This is a genomic window from Erwinia sp. MYb375 (genome assembly GCF_037479175.1).
In the GTDB taxonomy this organism is placed as follows: Bacteria; Pseudomonadota; Gammaproteobacteria; order Enterobacterales; family Enterobacteriaceae; genus Erwinia; species Erwinia rhapontici.
Map to the genome: position 1 here is coordinate 23,859 of NZ_JBBGZS010000011.1, position 23,582 is coordinate 47,440.

General features: G+C 56.0%; 18 protein-coding genes. 12 read left to right on the plus strand and 6 right to left on the minus strand.

The window, feature by feature from the left end:
• The first annotated feature begins 68 nt into the window (after window positions 1–68).
• Window positions 69–1,724, plus strand: coding sequence for a methyl-accepting chemotaxis protein (locus WH279_RS02540; protein WP_339454919.1), 1,656 nt, complete (start codon window positions 69–71; stop codon window positions 1,722–1,724).
• 245 nt (window positions 1,725–1,969) lie between these two features.
• On the opposite strand, the gene WH279_RS02545 is transcribed toward WH279_RS02540, so the two are convergent.
• The 3 genes from WH279_RS02545 to WH279_RS02555 form a co-directional block, all read right to left on the minus strand.
• Window positions 1,970–2,389 (minus strand): RcnB family protein, encoded by a 420-nt coding sequence (locus tag WH279_RS02545; protein ID WP_339454920.1) that lies wholly within the window; start codon window positions 2,387–2,389, stop codon window positions 1,970–1,972.
• A gap of 164 nt (window positions 2,390–2,553) precedes the next feature.
• The gene (locus WH279_RS02550) at window positions 2,554–3,696 is read right to left on the minus strand and encodes an iron-containing alcohol dehydrogenase (protein WP_339454921.1); all 1,143 of its coding nucleotides are present in this window, start codon (window positions 3,694–3,696) and stop codon (window positions 2,554–2,556) included.
• A 19-nt stretch (window positions 3,697–3,715) separates the two neighbouring features.
• Complete coding sequence (locus WH279_RS02555) at window positions 3,716–4,096, minus strand: hypothetical protein (RefSeq protein WP_200641509.1); 381 nt, start codon at window positions 4,094–4,096, stop codon at window positions 3,716–3,718.
• Window positions 4,097–4,613: 517 nt separating this feature from the next.
• Between WH279_RS02555 and pqqU the strand changes: the two genes are divergently transcribed.
• Both pqqU and WH279_RS02565 read left to right on the plus strand, forming a co-directional pair.
• Window positions 4,614–6,722 (plus strand): TonB-dependent receptor PqqU, encoded by a 2,109-nt coding sequence (pqqU, locus tag WH279_RS02560; protein WP_445235243.1) that lies wholly within the window; start codon window positions 4,614–4,616, stop codon window positions 6,720–6,722.
• A 156-nt stretch (window positions 6,723–6,878) separates the two neighbouring features.
• On the plus strand, window positions 6,879–9,260 hold the full coding sequence (locus WH279_RS02565; protein WP_339454923.1) for a glucose/quinate/shikimate family membrane-bound PQQ-dependent dehydrogenase: 2,382 nt from the start codon (window positions 6,879–6,881) through the stop codon (window positions 9,258–9,260).
• 386 nt (window positions 9,261–9,646) lie between these two features.
• Here WH279_RS02565 and WH279_RS02570 read toward each other — a convergent pair whose 3' ends face one another.
• The 3 genes from WH279_RS02570 to WH279_RS02580 all read right to left on the minus strand — a co-directional run bounded on the left by WH279_RS02570 (window position 9,647) and on the right by WH279_RS02580 (window position 11,753).
• Window positions 9,647–10,111 carry a pyridoxamine 5-phosphate oxidase gene (locus WH279_RS02570; RefSeq protein WP_339454924.1) on the minus strand — a complete coding sequence of 155 codons (465 nt, stop codon included), beginning with the start codon at window positions 10,109–10,111 and terminating at the stop codon, window positions 9,647–9,649.
• A gap of 19 nt (window positions 10,112–10,130) precedes the next feature.
• Complete coding sequence (locus WH279_RS02575) at window positions 10,131–11,135, minus strand: LacI family DNA-binding transcriptional regulator (RefSeq protein ID WP_339454925.1); 1,005 nt, start codon at window positions 11,133–11,135, stop codon at window positions 10,131–10,133.
• 87 nt (window positions 11,136–11,222) lie between these two features.
• Window positions 11,223–11,753, minus strand: a complete 531-nt coding sequence (locus WH279_RS02580; RefSeq protein ID WP_339454926.1) for a D-lyxose/D-mannose family sugar isomerase — start codon at window positions 11,751–11,753, stop codon at window positions 11,223–11,225.
• A gap of 221 nt (window positions 11,754–11,974) precedes the next feature.
• Here WH279_RS02580 and WH279_RS02585 point away from each other — a divergent pair, with 221 nt between their 5' ends.
• The 9 genes from WH279_RS02585 (at window position 11,975) to arnD (ending at window position 23,576) form a co-directional block, all read left to right on the plus strand.
• Window positions 11,975–13,009: an NAD(P)-dependent alcohol dehydrogenase gene (locus tag WH279_RS02585; protein WP_339454927.1), complete on the plus strand. Its 1,035-nt coding sequence runs from the start codon at window positions 11,975–11,977 to the stop codon at window positions 13,007–13,009.
• A 3-nt stretch (window positions 13,010–13,012) separates the two neighbouring features.
• Window positions 13,013–14,527 carry a xylulokinase gene (gene xylB / locus WH279_RS02590; RefSeq protein WP_339454928.1) on the plus strand — a complete coding sequence of 505 codons (1,515 nt, stop codon included), beginning with the start codon at window positions 13,013–13,015 and terminating at the stop codon, window positions 14,525–14,527.
• Complete coding sequence (locus WH279_RS02595; protein WP_339454929.1) at window positions 14,524–16,029, plus strand: sugar ABC transporter ATP-binding protein; 1,506 nt, start codon at window positions 14,524–14,526, stop codon at window positions 16,027–16,029. The genes xylB and WH279_RS02595 overlap by 4 nt, the downstream gene beginning before the upstream one ends.
• Window positions 16,030–16,119: 90 nt before the next feature.
• A complete protein-coding gene (locus tag WH279_RS02600) occupies window positions 16,120–17,097 on the plus strand; it encodes an ABC transporter permease (RefSeq protein ID WP_445235244.1) in 978 nt (325 codons plus the stop codon).
• A 97-nt stretch (window positions 17,098–17,194) separates the two neighbouring features.
• Window positions 17,195–18,151, plus strand: coding sequence for a substrate-binding domain-containing protein (locus WH279_RS02605; RefSeq protein ID WP_418903899.1), 957 nt, complete (start codon window positions 17,195–17,197; stop codon window positions 18,149–18,151).
• A gap of 435 nt (window positions 18,152–18,586) precedes the next feature.
• Window positions 18,587–19,726: a UDP-4-amino-4-deoxy-L-arabinose aminotransferase gene (gene arnB / locus WH279_RS02610; RefSeq protein ID WP_339454931.1), complete on the plus strand. Its 1,140-nt coding sequence runs from the start codon at window positions 18,587–18,589 to the stop codon at window positions 19,724–19,726.
• A 3-nt stretch (window positions 19,727–19,729) separates the two neighbouring features.
• Window positions 19,730–20,707, plus strand: coding sequence for an undecaprenyl-phosphate 4-deoxy-4-formamido-L-arabinose transferase (arnC, locus tag WH279_RS02615; RefSeq protein WP_200641519.1), 978 nt, complete (start codon window positions 19,730–19,732; stop codon window positions 20,705–20,707).
• Window positions 20,704–22,686, plus strand: coding sequence for a bifunctional UDP-4-amino-4-deoxy-L-arabinose formyltransferase/UDP-glucuronic acid oxidase ArnA (gene arnA, locus WH279_RS02620; protein WP_200641520.1), 1,983 nt, complete (start codon window positions 20,704–20,706; stop codon window positions 22,684–22,686). Before arnC ends, arnA begins: the two co-directional genes overlap by 4 nt.
• On the plus strand, window positions 22,683–23,576 hold the full coding sequence (arnD, locus tag WH279_RS02625; RefSeq protein ID WP_339454932.1) for a 4-deoxy-4-formamido-L-arabinose-phosphoundecaprenol deformylase: 894 nt from the start codon (window positions 22,683–22,685) through the stop codon (window positions 23,574–23,576). Before arnA ends, arnD begins: the two co-directional genes overlap by 4 nt.
• Window positions 23,577–23,582: the final 6 nt, after the last annotated feature.

Sequence of the window (23,582 nt, forward strand, 5' to 3'; positions counted from 1 at the left end):
CCGATAACCCTGTGCTGATGGACGACAAAGATCGTCCAATTTATCTGTAAACACACCGGGGATATCGCATGACCATAACTAAACGGCTGTTCTTGATTTTTACCTTACTGGCGCTGTCGTTGATCGCGCTGTCGGCATATTCCCTTTCAGCGATAAGCGGCTTCCAGTCCCGTTTTGAATTTGTACAGGTTAACGCCATTCCCAGTATTAAAGACCTGGATAAAGCCATCAGCGCGGCCAGTGAATTGAGCCTGGCGCTGTATGAGCATCAAAGTGAGAACGACGACAGCAAACAGCCCGCCATCGAAGCTAAAATTGACCAGATTGTCGGCCAACTGAAAACGCTGACCGACTACTACATGGCCAATGACATCTCCAGCGATCTCGACCGCACGATGACCCAGGAAGCGCTGGGGACGATTACCGCGATCCAGGGATCGTTACCGGCGTTTTACAGTGTTTCACGTGCCCACGATGATGCGAAATCTCTGCCGTTATTGCAGGGCGAAAACGGTGTGGGTGCCGTGGTACGTAAACTGTCCGAAGGCCTGAAAGCACAGATTCAGGTCAACATTGATATCGGTAACGATCTGCGACGCGAAAACGCCGAGATTTACAGCAAGGTCTTCTGGGGCATGCTGATTTTTGCCACTGCGGCGATCATTGTGCTGGGCCTGCTGGCGGTGAAAACCATCTTCAGCGTGCGTAACAGCCTGAACGGTCTTCAGAACCTGATGGTGTCGGTCAGCGAGACGCTGGATCTCAGCCAGCAGGCAGATGCGACGCGTAGCGATGAGATCGGTAAAACCGCTGCCGCCTTTAACAGCCTGATGGCGCGTGTTTCCGGCGTGCTGGGCTCGGTGACCTCTTCCGCTCAGTCTGTTAGCTCCGCATCCACCCAGATTGCTGCGGGTAACGAAGATCTTTCTGCACGTACCGAAGAACAGGCTGCCTCTCTGGAGCAAACCTCTGCCAGCATCAGCACTCTGAACGATACGGTCAAACAGAGCGCCGAAAATGCCCGTCAGGCCAGCTCCCTTGCCAGTACCGCAAACGATCTGTCAGTCCACAGTGGGAATGCCGTTGCTGCGATGGTCGGCACGATGGATAAAATCAAAATCAGCTCCAGTAAAATTTCTGACATCACCGGGTTGATCGAAGGCATTGCCTTCCAGACCAACATCCTGGCACTGAATGCGGCGGTAGAAGCGGCACGTGCGGGTGAGCAGGGGCGTGGTTTTGCCGTGGTGGCGAGCGAAGTACGTAACCTGGCCCAGCGCTCCTCAACCGCTGCCCGTGAGATTAAAGATCTGATTGTCACCTCCGCGCAGCTGGTGGAGAGTGGCGCAGTGCAGGCAGCCGATGTCGGTGAGAACATGGCTAATGTGCAGGGGTCAATTCGTCAGGTGGCGGATATTGTCGGTGAAATGGCTGCGGCGACCTCTGAGCAGAGCCAGGGCATCGAGCAGGTTCACCTGGCGATTGGTCAGATGGATAGCGTGACCCAGCAGAACGCCGCGCTGGTTGAAGAAGCGTCGGCGGCATCGCAGTCGTTGCAGGAGCAGGCATCGACCCTGAGCCAGCTGGTATCGGCATTCAGGTTGCAGGCCGATCGCCGTGTTCCGGTCGAAACCCATCAGAAGAAAGTACCGGCCATTGCGCCCGCCGCGCGTTTAGCGAAACCTGCGGCGGCAGCTGTGGATGATAACTGGAGTTCTTTCTAAGCGTTGATGGAAAGGGTCGGGCATGCCCGAACCCTACCGGGAGGCGGTATTTGTAGGATCGGGGATACCCGACCCCTACCGGAAGCCGGTATTTGTAGGGGCGGGCACCCGTCCCCTACCGGAAGCCGGTATTTGTAGGGGCGGGCACCCGTCCCCTAGCGGGAGCCGATATTTGTAGGGGCGGGCACCCGTCCCCTACCGGGAGCCGATATTTGTAGGGGCGAGGCACGCCTCGCCCGCTGTTATTACTGGTGTGCAATCACCGAGGCAATTACGCCGGTCGCCACCGCAATCAAGACATAATTGCCGTCAACGTTCATCCAGCGATGACCGGATGGCGGCGATTTCAATCCGCGTTTTTTCCAGTCACTGACCTGATACCCTTTCCCCCGATACTGCTGCGGCAGGGCGTGACCCCGGCGGAAGTCAGGCTTCTGCTGATGCTCTGCCTGCTGGTGACTACGCTGTTGATGCTGCGACGTGTGCTGCGGCCGGGCGTCATGACCCTGTTGCGGGTTTTTCTGCTGTGGTTGATGCTGTGGCTGCTGTGGATGTTTGACCGGCGGTTGCTGGTCTGGTCCATTTCCGGGACCCTGAGCAAAGGCACTCAGACTGCTGCTGGCACAAATCATGACCGAGAGGGCAATCGTGGCGATCTTTTTCATCTTATTATTCCTTGCGATTGAATCAATGTTCAGACAGAAGGAATGTGGCGTCTGGCGGGCGGTTGAACAAGGGTAAAAGTCTGAAGTCGCCGGGTTTAACGAAATCTTTAAACTTCCTTAACGCAATGCCGGGCACGTCTCCACAGTGTGCCCGGCATCCGCACTTAATCTGCGCCAGGGTAGGCCTGCTCCAGCAGCCAGCGCTGTTGTTCCACGCTGTAGGTCACCAGGCTGTTTTTGCTGTTAGAACGGGCCAGAACCCAGTCGATCTCTTGTTTGTTCAGGGCGGGGGGCGATTGCCAGAACGGGTGAATCGCGTTATCGGTCAGCCAACTGGCCAGCCGTCTTGCCGTTGCCCCTTCTCCCAGCGGGAACAGGGCCGCACCCAGTTGCTGCATGAGGGCGATCTGTTGCGGGTGTTCGCTCTCATTCAGCAAATGCAGGAACGGCAGCAGCAGACGACCGCACACTTCCCCATGATGAAAGTCCCTGATAGCACCCAGCTCTCCGGCGATACCGTGGATCACGCCCAGCCCGGCCATGCTCAGGCTCTGCCCGCCGAGCCATGACGCCATCATCATCTGTTCACGCGCCTCATTACCAGCTTCATCCTCCTGATTAAGCGCCGCCCAGCCGCGCATAAAGGCCCGCATCCCACTGATGGCGGTCTGTTGGGTAAAGGCATTGCCGTTCTGGGAGAGATAAGCTTCAAACAGGTGCGTAAAGGCATCGATACCGCAACAGGCCAGCACATGATCTGACGCACCGCGCAGCAGGTCAGGGTCGAGGATCGCAATCTGCGGTACAAAGTTAGCATGGCGTAATGACGCTTTAACGTTGAGCTTATTTTTGTCGGTGATCACGGCATTTTGCGTGACTTCGCTGCCCGTTCCGGCCGTGGTGGGGATCGCAATTACGGGCAATGTGGCACCACTCACGGCGCTATCGCCGACTTTTTCCAGATAGCGCAGGGTGTTGAGCGGATGCTGGCTGAGTGCGGCAACCGCTTTGGCAGCATCCAGCACGCTGCCGCCGCCAATGGCGACCACGCGTTTTGCCTTGTCACGCCAGCGCGCCACCCAGACATCGATCTCATCAGGGGAAGCTTCATGGCTGACGATTTCCACACCACACAGCAGGGGTTCCAGCTGGGGTTGAAGCTGCTGCCAGGCGCTGCCGTTTAGAAACGAACGGCCACAGAACAGCAGCGTGGGCAATAGCGGATCGTTCAGCAGCGGGACCAGCTGTTGCAGACTGCCGCGGCCAAAAAAGGTGTGTCGGTTAGTAATTAATTGACGGGTGGACATCAGCAGAAGTTCTCGCAGGTTAAGGACAGGTAAAGGTGATCGCCTGGTCTTTCGGGGCGTTAATAATCGCGAAACGATGATCGGAAATACGCTGTGCCAGCCAGCCATCCGGCGTGGTGGCTGAGGGAATATAGAGTTGGCGATCGTTGGACTGTAGTGGCCCGCTGTCGAGCCTGAGGTCTGGCAGCTCAACGGAGAATGAGCTGAAGCGGTCAATAATCATCGCCTGAGTGGCCCCCTTTGGTTGCCCGCTCAGGGTTTGTATCTCCCCGGGACACGACTGACCCTTATAGTCTGAGGAGCACGCAGCAAGCAGAAAGACCAGCGAAGGCAACAGTATACGGATGGCACGCTGCGGTGAAGGGAGAGAGGGCAACAGCCAGTGTCCTGAATTCGGCATAGTACATCCTGTTAGTGGCGGTTCCACATTGGGTGTGATGCGACTGATTATAGCCCGGCCCGATAATAACGTCATTGTGCAGCCATGCTTCTCTGGATAGTTAGTGTTCACTATCGCTGTATGACACCAGATTCAATAACCCTCTATTTTGTAACGTTAAAGTGAATCAATTCAGCCAAAACGTTAACAATAGTTCGCAAGCAAATTAATGAGTGCTACAATCGCCACCGTTTTGTGACATGCATCACATAAGTGCTGGCAGGGACGCGTAACTGCCGCACAGAAAAAGACGTCAGCGCGTAACAGGGAAGCATTCTTTGTCGATGAACTGAGCAAACCTGACCAGGGGTTATATACTTTTGGCGAGGTTGCCTGGTGAAGACAAAGCCGTGTACGTCAGGGAATGTCGGGCGCTTACCGGGCTGGGCCGGGTAAGACTTTTAGCATTATTTTTACTTATCGAATAACTCCAGTGAATAATAAAACCTCTGCTTACTTTCTGACGCCTCTGTTTCTGATGACGCCTGTTGCTGTCAGCTATGCACAAACGTCTACCGATGCCGCCCCTGTCCAGGGACAGGAATCGTCCCTGATGGTGATTAAACAGCGCACTGGCCTGTCCGAACTGGATACTCCGGCAGCGGTCAGCGTGGTGGACGGCGACGAGCTGCGCCGTGCCAGCGCTCAGGTGAACCTTTCCGAAAACCTTGGCGGCGTGCCGGGGCTGCAAATTCAGAATCGCCAGAACTATGCTCAGGATCTGCAACTGTCCGTGCGCGGCTTCGGCAGCCGTTCCATGTACGGTGTGCGCGGCGTGCGTCTTTATGTTGATGGTATTCCCGCCACCATGCCGGATGGGCAGGGGCAGACCTCGAACATTGATATTAACTCGGTGGGCAAGGTGGAAGTGCTGCGCGGGCCTTATTCTGCGCTGTACGGCAATGCATCCGGCGGCGTAGTGAATATTGACAGCGAAACGGGCAGCCAGCCCACCACGTTGGAAGCGGGCACTTACTTCGGCAGCTACGGCTCATGGCGTAACAGTGTCAAAGCCAGCGGCGCCACCGGTGATGGCACCCAGGCGGGGGACGTGAATTACACGATTTCCGGTTCGCGCTTTACCACCCACGGCTTCCGCGACCACAGTGGTACGCAGAAAAGCCTCGGTAACGGTAAGCTCGGCGTGCGTCTTGATGATGTCAGTACCCTGACGCTGATGTTGAACAGCGTGTCAGTGGATGCCAACGATCCCGGTGGTCTGACGGCAGAAGAATATAAAGCCAATCCGCGCCAGTCGCCGCGTGGCGATAACTTTAATACCCGTAAGAGCCTCGACCAGACTCAGGTCGGCCTGCGTTATCAGCGTGAGATGAGTGACAACGACCAGCTGACGCTGACCACCTGGCACGGTGAGCGCCACACGACGCAATATCAGTCGATCCCTTATGGTACTCAGCAGCTCGCCACCTATCCAGGCGGCGTCATTGTGCTGGAGCGTAAATATCAGGGGGTGGATACCCGCTGGAAGCACGACGGCCAGCTCGGTTCTGTACCGGTAACGCTGATTGGCGGCCTCGACTATGAAACCATGACCGAACGCCGTCAGGGCTTCCAGAACTACAATACGGTCAATGGGGTTAACCAGTTCGGTGAAAAGGGCGATCAGCGCCGCAACGAAAAAAACACCATGTGGAACCTCGATCCCTATCTGCAAACCAGCTGGCAGTTGACGCCAAAATGGACGCTGGATGCCGGGTTGCGCTACAGCACGGTGAACTTTGATTCCACCGACTACTATATAACCAGTGTTAACGGTGATGACAGCGGCAGCGCGCGCTATCACAAGCTGCTGCCGATGGGCTCTGTTAACTATGCGGTGACTGACGCATGGAATCTTTATGCCTCTGCCGGGCGCGGTTTTGAAACCCCGACCATTAATGAGCTTTCTTACCGTTCGACTTCCGGTACGCAGACCGGTCTGAACCTGGGGCTGAAACCCGCCACCAGCGACACCGTTGAACTGGGCAGTAAAACCCGTATTGGCTATGGCCTGCTGACCGCCGCCGTGTTCCAGACCAATACCGATAATGAGCTGGTGGTCGACAGCAGCTCCGGTGGTCGTGCGGTGTACAAAAATGCCGGCGAAACGCGTCGTCGTGGCCTGGAGCTGGGCTTTGACCAGCAGTTCGCGATGGACTGGCACCTGAAGCTGGCGTGGACATTGCTGGATGCCACGTACCGTAATGAAACCTGTAATGCGACGGGGTCAAGCTGTACGCCTGCGGGCAACCGCCTGCCGGGTATTGCGCGCAATATGGGCTACGCTTCACTGGCGTATGCACCGGAAAGCGGCTGGCATGCCGGTGCCGATATTCGTTATATGAGTGACATTCAGGCCAATGATGCGAACGATGCGCAGGCACCGTCCTACGCCGTGACCAGCCTCAACAGTGGCTACCGTTTCAACTGGAGCCAGTGGTCGCTGGACCTGTTTGGCCGCGTCGATAACCTGTTCGACCGTGAGTATGTCGGCTCCGTTATCGTGAATGAAGGCAATAACCGCTACTACGAACCTGCACCGGGGCGTAACTGGGGCGGCGGTGCGACCATGACGTATCAGTTCTGAGTATTTCGCCGAAGACAATACGGCAATGAATCCAGTAATGGCCTGCTGAAGCGCCTGCAGTGGCGGGTCAACGACACCGTATGGATAGGAAGTATAAAACTAAAAGATTGGGCTCTCGCTTAATCGATGACTTTAAATTTTGGTAAGGTTCAAACTATGCAAAGTAAAGCATCAAGAATACTGATCCTGTTAACAGCGATTTTCGCCACACTGAGTGGTCTGTATCTGTTAATTGGCGGTATCTGGTTGGCTAAACTGGGTGGCTCGCTCTACTACATCATCGCTGGTGTGGTTCTGCTGATCACAGCGATCATGTTGTATCGCCGCCGTGGCGCAGCGCTGCTGTTCTACGCACTCTTTCTGCTGGCGACCACTATCTGGTCACTGTGGGAAGTGGGTTCCGACTTCTGGGCGCTGACACCGCGTCTGGACGTCACCTTCTTCCTCGGCCTGTGGATGGTGCTGCCGTTCATCTGGCGTGGCCTGGGCTCAACGGGTGCATTCCCACGCGTGGCACTCTCTGCCGTGCTGGTGTTTGTGGTCGCGGTGCTGGCTTACTCAGTGTTTAACGACCCGCAGGAAATCAACGGCACGCTGAGCCAGGATCAGGCCGCGGCAGCCCCGGCTGACGACGGTATTCCGGCAGGCGACTGGCCGGCTTATGGCCGTACGCAGGGCGGTACGCGTTACTCCCCGCTGAAGCAGGTTAATGACAGCAACGTTGATAAGTTGCAGGAAGCCTGGACCTTCCAGACGGGCGACCTGAAAACGCCTAACGATCCGGGTGAGATCACCAACGAAGTCACGCCAATCAAAATCGGCGATGCTTTGTATCTGTGTACTGCGCACCAGCAGCTGTTTGCGCTGGATGCAGCGACAGGTAAGCAGAAGTGGAAGTTTGATCCGAAGATGAAGACGGACCCGACGTTCCAGCATGTGACCTGTCGTGGTGTGTCTTACTACCAGACGCCAGAAGCCGCAGCGACCCCGGCCGGAACTCAGCCTGCGCTGTGCTCACGCCGCGTGTTACTGCCGGTCAATGACGGTAGTCTGTATGCGCTGGACGCTGAAACCGGCGCTCTGTGCCCGGAATTCGGCGACAACGGTAAGCTGAACCTGCAGAGCAATCTGCCTTACAACAAAGTGGGTTCTTACGAACCAACGTCACCGCCCATCATCACCAGCACCACTATTGTGATGGCCGGTGCGGTCACCGATAACTACTCAACCAAAGAGCCGTCCGGTGTGATCCGTGGTTTCGATGTCAACACAGGTAAACTGCTGTGGGCTTTTGATACCGGCGCGAAAGATCCGAACGTGATTGCGGAAGGCGAGCAGCACTACACGCCGAACTCTCCGAACTCATGGGCTCCGGCGTCTTACGATGCCAAACTGGACCTGGTTTACCTGCCAATTGGTGTTTCGACCCCTGATATCTGGGGCGGTCACCGTACCCCGGAAATGGAGCGCTTCGCCACGGGTATGCTGGCACTGAATGCCACCACCGGTAAGCTGGCCTGGTTCTATCAGACGGTTCACCACGATCTGTGGGATATGGACGTTCCGGCACAGCCAACGCTGGCTGATATCAACGACAAAGACGGTAACAAGGTTCCGGTCATCTACATTCCGACCAAAACCGGTGACATCTTTGTGCTCAATCGTACCAACGGTAAGCCTGTTGTTCCGGCACCGGAAATGAAGGTTCCGGGTGGCGCAGCCAAGGGCGATCACGTTTCCCCTACGCAGCCTTACTCTGAACTGAGCTTCCGCCCGAAAGCCCAGCTGGCCGGGAAAGATATGTGGGGTGCCACTATCTACGATCAGCTGATTTGTCGTGTGATGTTCCACCAGTTACGTTATGAAGGTCCGTTCACTCCGCCATCTGAGCAGGGCACTCTGGTGTTCCCGGGTAACCTCGGTATGTTCGAGTGGGGCGGTATCGCCGTGGATACCGATCGTCAGGTTGCGGTCACTAACCCAATGGCGCTGCCGTTTGTTTCCCGTCTGATCCCACGTGGTCCGGGTAACCCGATTGAGCCGGATGAGAATGATAAGGGCGGTACCGGTACTGAGTCCGGCGTTCAGCCACAGTACGGCCTGCCGTACGGCGTGACGCTGAATCCGTTCCTGTCTCCGCTGGGCTTCCCCTGCAAACAGCCTTCATGGGGCTATATTTCTGCGGTTGACCTGAAAACCAACGATATCGTGTGGAAAAAACGTATCGGCACCGTGCGCGACAGCTCACCGGTTCCGCTGCCGTTTAAAATGGGTATGCCAATGCTGGGCGCGCCGGTGACCACTGCCGGTAACGTGTTCTTCATTGCGGCCACCGCCGATAACTACCTGCGTGCTTTCAACGTTTCTAACGGCAAACAGCTGTGGGAAGCGCGTCTGCCAGCAGGCGGCCAGGCAACACCAATGACCTATGAAGTGAACGGTAAGCAGTATGTGCTGATCGTTGCGGGTGGCCACGGTTCGTTCGGCACCAAGCTGGGTGATTACGTGAAAGCTTATGCGCTGCCTGACAGCAAATAACGGCGGTTAACCTCGGGCGAGGCATGCCTCGCCCCTACGAATGATGCAAAGCAAGATCGCTCTTCGTAGGGGCCGGGTATGTCCGGTCTGTTTGACTCGTACCGACGACAATCCTGTAGGGGTCAGGCATGCTTCGCCCCTACGAATGATGCAAAGCAAGCTCGCTCTTCGTAGGGGCCGGGTATGTCCGGCCAGTTTGACTCGTACCGACGACAATCCTGTAGGGGTCAGGCATGCTTCGCCCCTACGAATGATGCAAAGAAAGATCGCTCTTCGTAGGGGCCGGGCGTGTCCGGCCAGTTTGACTCGTACCGACGACAATCCTGTAGGGGTCAGGCATGCCTGACCCGCAAAGCAAAAGGGCGACTGTGAAGTCGCCCTTTTTTTTATGCCAGCGTTTTAAGCGCCGTAATCTGTTCCCGCCAGCGGGCCAGCGCCGCTGCTTCATCGTTCAGACTGAACGTTACCCCACTGGTCACCGTGGCATAAGGTGCCCGATGGGCGATCACCTGCTTAACCTCAGCGCTGAATACCGCCAGTTTAAGATCGGTCAGCGTTTCCGGGCGTGGCTCTGCCAGTGCCTGAATCTCCACCACCGCATCATTGAGTACCAGCGCCAGCGTGATCCTGCCATCCCGCTTCAGATTGCGCGTGGTGGTGGAGTCTGGCCAGATGGCAAACAGCAGCGCATTCGGGGAGCAGGCAATGATTTCCCCCAGGCTCAGCTGTGCCGCATACGGCCAGCCATTTTCACCCACGCTGGAGAGACGAATCGCCTGATGCCGATGGCTTTCAGGCAGTGAGCCGTCAAGCAGGGTCAGCAGAGCAGGCGGCAGTATAGAGTTGTTCATCAGTCGTTCCTTCAGTTGATTAGGGTACGACCATTTTACCACGAACAATCACTTTACCCGGTTTGACTTCACTTTCGGTGGCCCGGCGAACCGCCAGATTGATCACCTGCCAGGCCATCTCATGCAAATCATGGGCAATACACGGGAAGTGGAAGCCGTAAATCGGTGCATGTGAGATCTCATCAATACTGAACAGCGAAACGTCCTGCATTGGGCTCAGCTGATGATCGATGCAGGATTTAATGATCCCCTGCGATATCTGGTTATTACAGCCGACGAAATAGTCCGGCGGCGCGCGGTGGTCAAGATACTCACTGGTGACTCTGGCAGCAACGTCCATCAAAAAATCGGCGTACAGGACCTCGAAGCTGGCGATTTTGCCCTGCAAGGCCGCGCTCAGACCGGTCACGCGCTCGCGTGCCACGTTGGAGTCCTGTGGCCCGGAAACCACCACCACACGCTGCGCCTGCTGTTCCAGCAGATAACGGCCCGCCTGCAGGCCGCAATCAAGATTATCAATATAAACGCCGCTACAGGCGCTGGCATCCAGCTCTCTATCGACCAGAATCACCGGGATATTGAGCGCTTCCAGCCGGTGCAGATAAGCGGGATGGTAGTTGCAGTCTGACGAGATTACCGACAGGACGATGGCATCAACGTTATAGCCGATCAGCTTATCGATGATACGGTTCTCATGCTCCTGTGACTCCCGCGAGTCAAAAATCAGCGTATCGTACCCCGCTTTTTCCGCTTCCAGCGTCATCAACCGGGTCAGCCCCCCGAAAAACGGGTTGTTCATATCCGGATTAACAATACCGATGGTTTTACTGTCACGCGCACGCAGGTTACGCGCTGCGGTGTTCACCACGTAGCCCATCTCTGTGGCGGTGGCCAGCACCCGTTTCAGGGTGTCCGGATGCACTTTTTCCGGATGGGTAAAGGCGCGGGAAACGGTGATTTTGCTGACGTTTGCTTCTGCTGCCACGCTTGAGAGCGTGGCTTTAACTTTCCGGCCTGACGGCAAGGTGAACTCCTGGATATCAAATCATTTTGTACCATTGGCGTATCATGACAGATCCCCAGACATGATGCGAATCAATCCGCCACAGGCTCAGCCGAGGCGGTTAACACGTGGGTCCGTAAACACATCAAGATCATCACGGCTTTCCGAAGAGAATTCCGACACCACTGCACCCTGCTTGCCGGCCTGGAACCAGTGGCGGGTGTTGGGGGCAATGGTGTACTGCTCGCCGGGCCGCAGCAAAATAAAGTGCTGTGCGGTATACCACTGTTCCGCCCCTTCCGGTGGCTGGCAGGTGCCGTTATTCGGCGTCAGATTCTCATCATCAACGAATAACCAGACCTCCCCCCAGCGGCAGCGGAACGTCTCCTGTTTACCCGGTGTGCCGTTAAACGGCGGGTGCAGATGTTCCGGGCAGGTCTGGTGTGGAAACAGTACCAGCTCCTTGGCGCAGTAGCGCGGGCTGTTGATATAGGTGAGCAGTTGCAGGCCGGAGAGGGGGTAGTCTGGCAGGCCAAAGGTGGCGATCTCGATCTGCTGCTGCTCAGCCCCGGTGAGCAATATCGACGCTTCCTGCAGGTAGTGAAGGGTCTGGCTGATGGCCTGTTGATGTGCGCTCATGATGATCCTCTGATGAGTGTGTTGTTATCGATATCATTTTATGTGTGAATGTTTTTGGTCTTTTCCGCCTCCCTGTCGTCATTATTACCCCGTTTTTTTTCGGTAAGTAACAAAAGTGCTAAAATTTTAACCGTGCTCACACATTTATCACGGCATTTCTTTTACTATCGGCGTCATATTGATGTTAACGGTATCATTTTATTATCAACAGGGAGTCATCCATGAAAGCATTGGTACTGGAGCAGGCAGGTAAAATTGCCATCGAGGATCGGGAGTTCAGCGAACATCTGGGCGATACCGATGTGCAGATCAAAATTCACTCTGTGGGTATCTGCGGCAGTGACGTTCACTATTATCAACACGGTCGTATCGGGCCGTTTGTGGTTAACGCACCGATGGTGCTGGGCCACGAAGCCTCCGGTGTCGTGCTGGCAGTGGGTAGCGCCGTTCGGCATGTGCAGCCAGGCGATCGTGTGTGTATGGAGCCAGGTATTCCGGATATGCAGTCGGCACAGTCGCGCGCCGGGATCTACAACCTTGACCCGGCCGTGCGTTTCTGGGCAACACCGCCAGTTAACGGCTGCCTCCGTGAAACGGTGATCCACCCAGCGGCCTTTACCTTCAAACTGCCGGATAACGTCAGCTTTGCCGAAGGCGCCATGGTGGAACCGTTGGCGATTGGCATGCATGCGGCGACCAAAGCCGCGATCAAACCCGGCGATATTGCGCTGGTGATCGGTGCCGGGCCAATTGGCGTGGTCACTGCCCTGGCTGCTCTGGCGGGCGGTTGCTCGGATGTCATTATCTGTGACCTGTTCGACGAAAAACTGCAGGTGGCGGCCAACTATACCGGCCTGCATGCGGTGAACAGTAAAGGGGATGCTCTGGCGCAAAAAGTGGCACAGCTGACCAGTGACAACGGCGTTGATGTGGTGTTTGAGTGCAGCGGGGCCAAACCAGCTATCGCCAGCATCAGCCAGCATATTGCACCGGGGGGAACTGCCGTGCTGGTTGGTATGCCGGTGGATGCCGCGCCGATGGATATTGTCGCGGCTCAGGCTAAAGAAGTGACCTTTAAGACCATTTTCCGCTACGCCAATATGTATCCGCGTACCCTGCGCCTGCTGAGTTCCGGCAAGCTGCGGGTGCAGCCGCTGATCACCCAAACCTATAAATTTGCCGACAGTGTGGCCGCCTTTGAACGCGCAGCCGCAGGCAACCCGACCGATATCAAAATCATGCTGGAAATGGAGTAAGTCATGGCGCTGTATGCGGGCATTGACTGTGGTACGCAAGGCACCAAGGTGGTGATTGTTGATGACCAGCACGGCACTATTCTCGGGAGCGGCAGTGCACCCCACGCGCTGATCAGCGACGCTTCCGGCAGGCGTGAGCAGCAGGCCGAATGGTGGATTACGGCGTTGAAAGAGGCTTTTCACCAGGCCGTGGCAGCGGCGGGTATCGACCCGGCGCAGATCGCTGCGCTGGCGGTTTCCGGGCAGCAGCATGGCTTTGTGGCGCTGGATGAGGCGGGAGAGGTGTTACATACGGTCAAGTTGTGGTGCGACACCAGCACTGCCGAAGAAAATGCCTGGCTGCTGGCGCAGTTAGGGGGAGAGGAGGGATCGCTGGCGCAGTTGGGGCTCACCCTGGCCACCGGCTATACCGCCTCGAAAATCTTATGGTTCCGTCAGCAGCATCCGGAACTGTGGCAGCGGCTGGCGACCATGCTGCTACCGCATGATTATCTGAATTTTTGGCTGACCGGTGAACGGCGCGCAGAGTATGGCGATGCCTCGGGCAGCGGATTGTTTGATATCCGCCAGCGCTGCTGGGATCGCCGCACCGTCGAGCTGATTGATAACAGCGGGCGTTTATGGCGTTCGCTGCCGCCACTGGTGTCGGCAGAACAGCCTGTTGGCATCGTGTGCGAACGTGCTATTCAGGCGCTGGGGCTGCGTGCCGGTACGCTGGTTGCCAGCGGCGGCGGCGACAATATGATGGCGGCCATCGGTACTGGCAATATCCAGCCGGGCATGCTGACCATGAGTCTCGGCACCTCAGGGACGTTGTTCTCCTGCGCTGACAGCCCGGTGGTGGCGGATTCGGCAATGATCGCCGGTTTTTGCTCCAGCAGTAATGGCTGGTTGCCGCTGATCTGCACCATGAATGTGACCTCGGCCAGTACCGCGGTACAGAATCTGCTGCAACAGGATGTGGTGGCATTTAATCGTGCGCTGGAAGAGGCGGAACCCGGGGCAGGCGGCATGCTGATGCTGCCGTTCTTTAACGGCGAACGTGTGCCGGAGCTGCCTGGAGCCCGGGCCAGTCTGCACAACCTCGACAGTAATAATTTCACCCCGGCCAACCTTTGCCTGGCGGTGGTGGAAGGGGCGACTTACGGTCTGCGTTATGGACTGGATCTGTTTCGCCAGCAGGGCATTGAGGTCAGTGAAATCCGTCTCACCGGCGGCGGAGCCAACAGCCCGCGCTGGCGGCAGATTGTTGCCGATGTGATGAACTGCCCTGTGGTCTGCCCGCAGGAGAAAGAGAGTGCGGCGCTGGGCGCCGCGATCCAGGCTATCTGGTGCCACCGTCTGGCGTCGGGCAGCCCTCAGCCAGCCGCCGCACAGCTGGCCCGGCGTTGCCAGCAGTTTGTACAGTTGGATGAGAGCACCCGTGCCCGGCCAGACGCTGAACGGCAGCGCCGCTATGCTGACCTTTATCAGCGCTATCTGCATCGGTTGCAGAAAGAATATGAGGTGACGTTATGAGTCAGTTAGCAGATGAATCCCAGGCTGCCATGCTGCTGGAAGTCAGCGGGGTGAAAAAGAGCTTCGGGCCGGTGGTGGCGCTGAAAAATGCAGAGTTCTGTCTGCGTCGTGGTTCGATCCATGCGCTGTGTGGCGGTAACGGTGCCGGGAAGTCGACCTTTCTCAGCATCTTAATGGGCTTTATTCAGCCGGACAGCGGCGACATCTTTATCAATGGAAAGCGCTGTGAATTCTCCCACCCGAAAGAAGCGCTTGCCGCAGGGATCGCTATTGTGCAGCAGGAACTGAGCACTATTGCTGACCTGACGGTGGCGGAGAATATCTGGCTGGGTCGGGAGCCACGCCGCTTTGGTTTTGTCGATTTTGGCCGGATGAACCGACAAACGGCGGAGCTGCTGGCTGACCTGCATTTTACCCTGTCGCCAACAGAAAAAATGCGCAACCTCAGCGTGGCTGAACAGCAGTTGGTCGAGATTGCTAAAGCCCTGTCACACGCCAACGCCGATATCATCATTATGGATGAACCAACCTCGGCCATCGGTGAAGAGGACGTGCAGAAGATCTTCCAGGCCATCACCCGGCTGGCGGAGAAAGGCAAAGGGATTATTTATGTTTCTCACCGTCTGGCAGAAATTTTCCAGATTGCCGACAGCTATACCATCTTCCGTGACGGCAGTTATATCCATGAAGGGCTGCTGGGCGATATCACTCGTGAACAGCTGATTGAGCACATTATTGGCGGCGAATTTGACAGTGAATTTGCCAAGTTCAACCAGCCAGGGGACGAAGTGATGATGCAGGTGAATAACCTGTGCTGGGGCAAGAAGGTGCGCGATATCAGCCTGACGCTGAGGCGCGGTGAGATCCTCGGGATCTACGGGCTGGTGGGATCCGGGCGCAGCGAGTTTCTAGACCTCATTTTTGGTATCGAACATGCGCACAGCGGCACCATTCAACTGGGAGATAAGACCCTGGGGCGGCATTCGCCCAGAGAGGCTATCGACAGTGGAATTGCCTATGTCACTGAAGATCGGAAAGAAACCGGGTTGGTGCTGTGCCGTTCGGTGAATGAGAATATTAATATCGCCTCGTTTCCCGCTATCAGCCGCGCCGGGTTTATCAGCGACAGCAAAGAGCGCCAGCGTACCCGTGAGATGATTGCGCGTTTTAATGTGAAAACCCCCGATGGCGACCAGCTGGTGGGCAATCTCAGCGGGGGTAATCAGCAAAAAGTGGTGCTGGGGCGCTGGGCGTTGCTGGAACCTCAGGTGATGCTACTGGATGAGCCGACGCGCGGGATTGATGTGGGAGCCAAAAAAGAGATCTACCGTTTTATGTCGGAATTCGCGCTCAAGGATCGTGGCATTATTATGGTGTCTTCCGAACTGTCAGAAATTATTGGAATGAGCGACCGTATATTAGTCTTTAAAGATGGCGCGTTGGCCGGAGAACTGTCGGCTGAAAATGCCACCCAGGCTGAATTAATGAAGCTGGCGGTGTAATAATCTTTTTATAACGAGAGAGTAATTGTAATGAATTCGACATCTTCTCTGACACCAGGGCTGTCTTTCTTTACGCGTAATAAACGCCGGATGCATAAATACGGCATTATTATCGCCTTTTTTGTGCTGTGCCTGATTGTCACCGTAATTGGTGAAGTGCAGGTCGCGAACGGTGCGTGGAGCAGTAATTATTTTCTCAGTCATGAAAATACGCTGATTGTATTACGCCAGGTGTCAATTAACGGCATCCTCGCCATCGGAATGACCTTTGTCATTATTACCGCTGGTGTGGATCTGTCGGTCGGCTCGGTTCTGGCGCTAAGCGGCATTGTCGCGGCGCGCTTTGCCACCACCAACAGCGGGCTGGCCATCGGTGATACGGCACATGCGGTCATCATGCCGTTAATTGTCGCGCTGGGGATCGGCATTGTCTGTGGCCTGCTGAACGGGACGATTCTGGCTCGCTACCGGCTGCAACCGTTTATTGTCACCATGGGAATGCTGTCGGCGGCGCGTGGCCTGGCGCTGCTGACCACCGATGGCAACCCGATATCACAGCTAAACCCTGACTTTCGCGCCCTGGGTAACGGGTATCTGCTGGGCATCCCGCTCCCGGTGATTATTTTTATCGTGTTGTTTGCACTGGCCTGGATACTGCTGAATAAAACGCTGTTTGGCCGCTATGTCTATGCCGTCGGGGGCAATCAGAAAAGTGCACGCACTTCAGGTATCAGCGTGGTGAAAATCAAAGTGCTGGTCTACACCCTGTGTGCTGCGCTGGCGGGCATTGCGGGTCTTATCCTGACGGCACGCACCGGCTCGGCGCAGACCAATGCCGGGGCTGCCTATGAGCTGGATGCGATAGCGGCAGTGGTGATTGGTGGCACCAGTATGGCGGGCGGCGTGGGTACGCTGGTCGGCACGTTGTTCGGTATTTTAATTATTGGCGTCATGAATAATGGCCTGGATCTGCTGGGCGTTCAGTCTTATTACCAGCAGATTATTAAAGGGGCATTAATTGTGGTGGCAGTGTTGCTTGACCCGTCGCGTAAACAACAACGCGATTAATATTATTTTCCTGATGACATAAAAATATCACCCTACATAACCAGGAGTTTTTATGAATAAGATAACTAAAATAGCGTTGCTGACGTCCGGTCTGTTAATGGGCAGCAGCGTGATTGCCCAGGCCGCACCGGTTAAAATAGCGGTACTGATGTACGGTATGAAAGCCGAATTTGTGCAGCTGATGGAAAAAGCAGGTAAAGAGCATCCGGCGGTAAAAAGTGGCGAAGTGCAGCTGACCGTGTATGACGGCCGTTACGATCCACTGGTACAGAATAATCAGGCAGAAACCGCCATTCAGACCCATGTTGATGCCATCATCATCAACCCGATGGACTATGAGGCCAACATTGACGTGGTGACAATGGCTAATGAAGCCAAAATCCCGGTGGTCGTCACCAATGCACGACTGAATACCGACAAAATGACCTCTGAGGTGGTATCGGACGACGTACTGGGTGGCTATCTGGAAGCGAAAGCGGTGCTGAAAAAAATCAACTGCAAAGGCAACGTGGTGATTCTTGAAGGGCCGAAGGGCGGTAGCGGCGAGATCCAGCGCGGTCAGGGTAACGATAAAGCCATTGCCGAATGTGGTGCCGGGAATGTGAAAGTGCTGGAGCGCAAAACCGCAAACTGGTCACGTGCCGAAGCGCTGCCGCTGATGGAGAACTGGTTGCAGAAGCACCGGGGCCAGATTAACGGCGTGATCGCGCAGAATGATGAAATGGCGCTGGGTGCCATTGAAGCCATTAAAGGGGCTAACCTGAATGTGAAAGACTTTGCTATCGCCGGAGTAGACGGTGTGTCTGACGCTATCCGCGCGGTGCAGGCGGGTGAGATGGTGTCCATCTTGCAGGATGCCCACGCACAGATGCAGGGCTCGATTGATGTCGCGTTGCGCGCGGTGAAGGGGGAGGGCTACCAGCCGCAGTCCACCATCTGGAAACAGTACGCCGATAAGATGGCGTGGGATGAGGGCAAAGCAAAACGCTACTCCGTACCCTGGACGGAAGTGACCCCCGACAATGCCACCCAACTGCTGGATGCGCGTAAATAATACCGCTTCGGGTCACCGGCCTTATGCCGCTGGCCCGCTATCATTTCTGTGTAACTCAATATGTTTTGCAACAAAATAATGAAATTTTTTTTATATTTTAGGTTTTTCCTAAGCGAATAAGTACACAACCCCTTTTATAGCTAAACCATCCATCAACCAGACTGATTTAATCTTTCCTCAGTGAGCTTCTCTTAATCTTCCCCTAAGTATTTTCATTTAAGCTCCATATATCCGGGTTTTGCTATGCTTTTTTGCTCGCTTTTGGCGCAGCATGGCAATAACTGGCGTTTTATTGTTCAAATGAGACGGAGGGAGCATAACGACCAGTAGAATGAAAAATATGCAGTGATTCGTTCAGGGTTGAGAGAGGGGAATCGCAGCCTCTGCTATCCTCACTCATCATTCGTGGTGTTAATTGTTTAATGGATGTAATCAATGACAGACTTTTTGCCTTTCTCTCGTCCGGCAATGGGTGCGGAAGAACTGGCCGCCGTCGCCGAGGTGTTGCGTTCAGGATGGATCACCACCGGCCCCAAAAATCAGCAGCTTGAACAGGCTTTCTGCCAGCTTACCGGGAATCGTCACGCGATTGCCGTCAGCTCGGCAACGGCCGGGATGCACGTCACGCTAATGGCACTGGGAATAGGGCCGGGTGATGAAGTGATCACCCCCTCGCTGACCTGGGTTTCAACGCTGAATATGATCGTTCTGCTGCGGGCGACGCCGGTGATGATCGACGTGGATCGCGATACGCTGATGGTGACACCGGCGTTGATTGAGGCGGCCATCACCCCACGGACCAAAGCCATTATCCCGGTACATTATGCCGGAGCACCGGTTGATATCGATGCCATTCGCACGCTGGCCGAACAGCGGGGCATTGCGGTTATCGAGGATGCGGCCCACGCAGCAGGTACTCACTATCGCGGGCAGCATGTGGGTCGCCGCGGTACGGCAATTTTCTCATTTCACGCGATTAAAAATATGAGCTGCGCCGAAGGCGGACTGGTGGTCACCGATGATGATGCCCTGGCCGATCGCGTGCGTAGCCTGAAATTCCACGGACTGGGTGTCGATGCTTTCGATCGCCAGACCCACGGCCGTGCGCCGCAGGCCGAAGTGATCATGCCCGGCTTCAAATATAACCTTGCCGATATCAATGCGGCGATTGCGCTGGTGCAGTTGGATAAGCTGACAGCCAACAACGCCCGACGTGAGCAAATTGCGTTGCGTTACCTTGAGGAGCTTTCCGATACCCCGTTCCTGCCTTTGACACAACCCGACTGGCCCCATCACCACGCCTGGCACCTGTTTATCCTGCGCGTTGACCCTGAGCTATGCGGTATCAGCCGCGATGAACTCATGCAGGCGCTGAAGGAACAAGGGATCGGCAGCGGGCTTCACTTCCGGGCGGCGCATACGCAGAAATATTATCGTGAACGCTTCCCTCAGCTGTCCCTGCCGCAGACCGAATGGAACTCAGAGCGCATCTGCTCGATTCCCCTGTTCCCGGGGATGACTGACGACGATGGCCGCCGCGTGATTGTGGCGCTGCGTAAGCTGGCAAAGAGATAAGAGATGACAGAACAACCGATCAACAAACTCTCCGTAGTGATCCCGGTGTACAACGAGCAGGAGAGCCTGCCTGAACTGATCCGCCGTACGGAGGCAGCCTGCGCGCAACTGGCTATCGACTATGAAATTTTACTGGTCGATGACGGCAGCAGCGATGCGTCGGCCGAGATGCTCACTGCCGCGGCTGAGGCACCGGATAGCCATATTGTGGCGGTGTTGCTGAACCGTAACTACGGCCAACATTCGGCGATCATGGCCGGCTTCAGTCATGTCAGCGGTGACCTGATTATTACGCTTGATGCCGACCTGCAAAACCCCCCTGAAGAGATCCCGCGCCTGGTGGAAACGGCCCGACAGGGTTATGACGTGGTCGGCACCGTGCGGCAAAACCGTCAGGACAGCTGGTTCCGTAAGCGTGCTTCACGCCTGATCAATCATCTGATTCAACGCACCACGGGTAAAGCGATGGGCGACTACGGTTGCATGCTGCGAGCTTACCGACGTCATATTGTTGATGCCATGCTGCACTGCCATGAGCGCAGCACCTTTATCCCCATTCTGGCGAACACCTTTGCCCGGCGGGCCACGGAGATCCCGGTGCTGCACGCCGAACGCGAATTTGGCGATTCCAAATATAGCCTGATGCGCCTGATCAACCTGATGTATGACCTGATCACCTGCCTGACAACCACGCCACTGCGGCTGTTAAGCGTGTTTGGCAGCGTAATTGCGCTGGCGGGTTTTGCGATTTCCCTGCTGCTGATCGGACTGCGCCTGTTTCTTGGCCCGCAGTGGGCAGCAGAAGGGGTATTTATGCTGTTTGCCGTGCTGTTCATTTTTGTCGGCGCACAGTTTATTGGCATGGGGCTACTTGGCGAGTATATCGGGCGTATCTACAACGATGTGCGCGCCCGTCCCCGTTATTTTATTCAGCGCGTTGTTAGCCGCGACGCCAACTCCACACAGGATAAATCATCATGAAAGCCGTGGTTTTTGCCTACCATGATATGGGCTGCACCGGGATCCGGGCGCTGGCTGAAGCGGGTTTTGACATCTGCGCGATTTTCACCCACGCGGATAATCCCGCCGAGAATCACTTCTTCGGGTCCGTCGCACGTACTGCCGCGCAGTTGGGTGTGCCGGTTTATGCGCCGGAGGAGGTTAACCATCCTCTGTGGATTGACCGCATCCGCGAGATGAAACCTGACGTGATTTTCTCATTCCACTACCGTCAGATGCTGAGCGACGAGATCCTCGCCTGTGCGCCAGTGGGGGCGTTTAATCTGCATGCCTCATTGCTGCCGAAGTATCGTGGCCGCGCGCCACTGAACTGGGTGCTGGTTAACGGTGAAGAAGAAACCGGTGTCACGCTGCATCGCATGGTGAAACGCGCCGATGCCGGGGCGATTATCGCCTGTGAGAAGGTGGCGATTGCGGCGGAAGATACTGCGCTGACGCTGCATTATAAAGTGTGTGAAAGTGCAAAACAGCTGCTGATGCGCAGCCTGCCGGACGTTCTGCGGGGCAGTTTTATTGCCGTCGAGCAGGATGAACGCAAGGCAACCTATGTGGGACGACGGACTCCGGAAGACGGACGTATCGACTGGCAGCAGCCAGTACAGCGAACCCATAACCTGGTGCGTGCGGTCACCGATCCCTGGCCGGGGGCGTTCAGCTATGTGGGGGCCGCGAAGTTTATCATCTGGCAATCCAAAATCTGTCACAACTGGCCGGCGACAAAGCCCGGTACGGTACTTTCCGTTTCGCCTTTTGTTGTCGCCTGCGCGGATGGCGCGCTGGAAGTGGTGACTGGTCAAAGCGACAGCGGCGTCTATATGCAGGGCAGTCAACTGGCGCAAACCCTTGGGTTGGTAGCCGGTGCCTTGCTGCATAACCAGCCGGTGGCAGCGGCAAAACGCAGAACCCGTGTGCTGATCCTCGGCGTTAATGGTTTTATCGGTAACCACCTGACTGAGCGCCTGCTGGCCGATGATCACTTCGAAATTTTCGGGCTGGATATTGGCTCCGATGCCATCAGGCGCTTCGTGGGCCACGAGCGTTTTCATTTTGTCGAAGGGGATATCAGTATTCACTCGGAGTGGATCGAGTACCACATTAAGAAATGTGATGTGGTGTTACCCCTGGTGGCGATTGCCACACCGATCGAATACACCCGCAACCCGCTGCGCGTGTTTGAACTGGATTTTGAAGAAAACCTGAAGATCATCCGCGACTGCGTGAAGTACAAAAAGCGCATTATTTTCCCCTCCACCTCGGAGGTCTATGGCATGTGTACGGATGACACTTTCGATGAAGATCACTCGAATCTGGTGGTCGGGCCGATCAATAAACAGCGCTGGATCTATTCCGTCTCGAAACAGTTACTGGATCGGGTGATCTGGGCTTATGGAGAAAAAGAGGGGTTGCGATTTACGCTGTTCCGGCCTTTCAACTGGATGGGGCCGCGCCTGGATAACCTTAACGCGGCACGTATCGGCAGCTCGCGTGCCATCACTCAGTTGATCCTGAATCTGGTGGAAGGATCGCCGATTAAGTTGATTGACGGCGGGCGGCAGAAGCGCTGCTTTACTGATATCCGTGACGGCATTGAAGCGCTGTTCCTGATTATCGAGAATAAGCAGCAGAACTGCGATGGTCAGATTATCAATATCGGTAACCCGGATAACGAAGCCAGTATTAAAGAGCTGGCCGAACAGCTGCTGGCCAGTTTTGAACGGCATCCGCTGCGCCACCAATTCCCGCCATTTGCCGGTTTCCGCGAGGTGGAAAGCAGCAGCTATTATGGCAAGGGATATCAGGATGTGGAGCATCGTAAACCGTCGATTCGTAATGCGAAACGTCTGCTGAACTGGCAGCCGGAGGTGGCGATGAATTACACCATTGATGCCACGCTCGACTTCTTCCTGCAAACCGTTGAACAGGGTGAGATCGTCGAATGATCAATGTGGGTTTACGCATTGATGTGGATACCTGGCGCGGCACCCGGGACGGTGTGCCGCGCCTGCTCTCCATCCTTGAACGCCAGCAAACCCGCGCCAGTTTTTTCTTCAGCGTTGGGCCGGATAATATGGGCCGCCATTTATGGCGACTGCTAAAACCGCGCTTTCTGTGGAAGATGCTGCGGTCAAACGCGGCTTCACTATACGGCTGGGATATTCTACTGGCGGGTACAGCCTGGCCCGGACGACGTATCGGCCAGGGGCTGGCCGATACGATCCGTCAGGCGAGCTTGCAGCATGAAACAGGGATGCACGCCTGGGATCATTTTGCCTGGCAGACCTGGGCGGGCGTATGGCCTGCCGGGAAGCTGAGTGAAGAGGTCCGCCGGGGCGTTGAGGCACTCAGCGAACTGACCGGGCAACCCGTAACCTGTTCAGCCGCAGCGGGCTGGCGTGCCGATGGCCGTGTCCTCACCGCCAAACAGGCTTTTGATTTTCGTTATAACAGCGACTGTCGGGGTACAGAGCCTTTCCTACCCTTACTCCCCGATGGGCGGCTGGGAACCGTGCAAATCCCGGTGACGTTACCGACGTGGGACGAAGTGGTAGGGACGCGTGTCGATCCTGCGCACTACAACGCGTTTATCCTTGATGAGATCGGTCGCCAGTCGGGCGTGCCGGTTTACACCATCCATGCAGAAGCGGAAGGGATCGTGCTGGCGGACAAATTTGATGCACTGCTGACGGAGGCGCGACAGCGGGGGATTCGTTTCTGTTCCTTGGGCGAGCTGCTGCCGCAGGATCTCTCGCAACTGCCGACAGGCAAAGTGATTCGGGGTAGCTTCCCCGGCCGTGAAGGTTGGCTGGGATGCCAGCAACTCGCTGAGTGATTGTGG

What these genes read in the sequence shown, in the direction of transcription:
- WH279_RS02540 (WP_339454919.1), top strand. Translation starts at nt 69, where the DNA reads ATGACCATAACTAAACGGCTGTTCTTGATTTTTACCTTACTGGCGCTG.
- WH279_RS02545 (WP_339454920.1), bottom strand. Translation starts at nt 2,389, where the DNA reads ATGAAAAAGATCGCCACGATTGCCCTCTCGGTCATGATTTGTGCCAGC.
- WH279_RS02550 (WP_339454921.1), bottom strand. Translation starts at nt 3,696, where the DNA reads ATGTCCACCCGTCAATTAATTACTAACCGACACACCTTTTTTGGCCGC.
- WH279_RS02555 (WP_200641509.1), bottom strand. Translation starts at nt 4,096, where the DNA reads ATGCCGAATTCAGGACACTGGCTGTTGCCCTCTCTCCCTTCACCGCAG.
- pqqU (WP_445235243.1), top strand. Translation starts at nt 4,614, where the DNA reads ATGACGCCTGTTGCTGTCAGCTATGCACAAACGTCTACCGATGCCGCC.
- WH279_RS02565 (WP_339454923.1), top strand. Translation starts at nt 6,879, where the DNA reads ATGCAAAGTAAAGCATCAAGAATACTGATCCTGTTAACAGCGATTTTC.
- WH279_RS02570 (WP_339454924.1), bottom strand. Translation starts at nt 10,111, where the DNA reads ATGAACAACTCTATACTGCCGCCTGCTCTGCTGACCCTGCTTGACGGC.
- WH279_RS02580 (WP_339454926.1), bottom strand. Translation starts at nt 11,753, where the DNA reads ATGAGCGCACATCAACAGGCCATCAGCCAGACCCTTCACTACCTGCAG.
- WH279_RS02585 (WP_339454927.1), top strand. Translation starts at nt 11,975, where the DNA reads ATGAAAGCATTGGTACTGGAGCAGGCAGGTAAAATTGCCATCGAGGAT.
- xylB (WP_339454928.1), top strand. Translation starts at nt 13,013, where the DNA reads ATGGCGCTGTATGCGGGCATTGACTGTGGTACGCAAGGCACCAAGGTG.
- WH279_RS02595 (WP_339454929.1), top strand. Translation starts at nt 14,524, where the DNA reads ATGAGTCAGTTAGCAGATGAATCCCAGGCTGCCATGCTGCTGGAAGTC.
- WH279_RS02600 (WP_445235244.1), top strand. Translation starts at nt 16,120, where the DNA reads ATGCATAAATACGGCATTATTATCGCCTTTTTTGTGCTGTGCCTGATT.
- WH279_RS02605 (WP_418903899.1), top strand. Translation starts at nt 17,195, where the DNA reads ATGGGCAGCAGCGTGATTGCCCAGGCCGCACCGGTTAAAATAGCGGTA.
- arnB (WP_339454931.1), top strand. Translation starts at nt 18,587, where the DNA reads ATGACAGACTTTTTGCCTTTCTCTCGTCCGGCAATGGGTGCGGAAGAA.
- arnC (WP_200641519.1), top strand. Translation starts at nt 19,730, where the DNA reads ATGACAGAACAACCGATCAACAAACTCTCCGTAGTGATCCCGGTGTAC.
- arnA (WP_200641520.1), top strand. Translation starts at nt 20,704, where the DNA reads ATGAAAGCCGTGGTTTTTGCCTACCATGATATGGGCTGCACCGGGATC.
- arnD (WP_339454932.1), top strand. Translation starts at nt 22,683, where the DNA reads ATGATCAATGTGGGTTTACGCATTGATGTGGATACCTGGCGCGGCACC.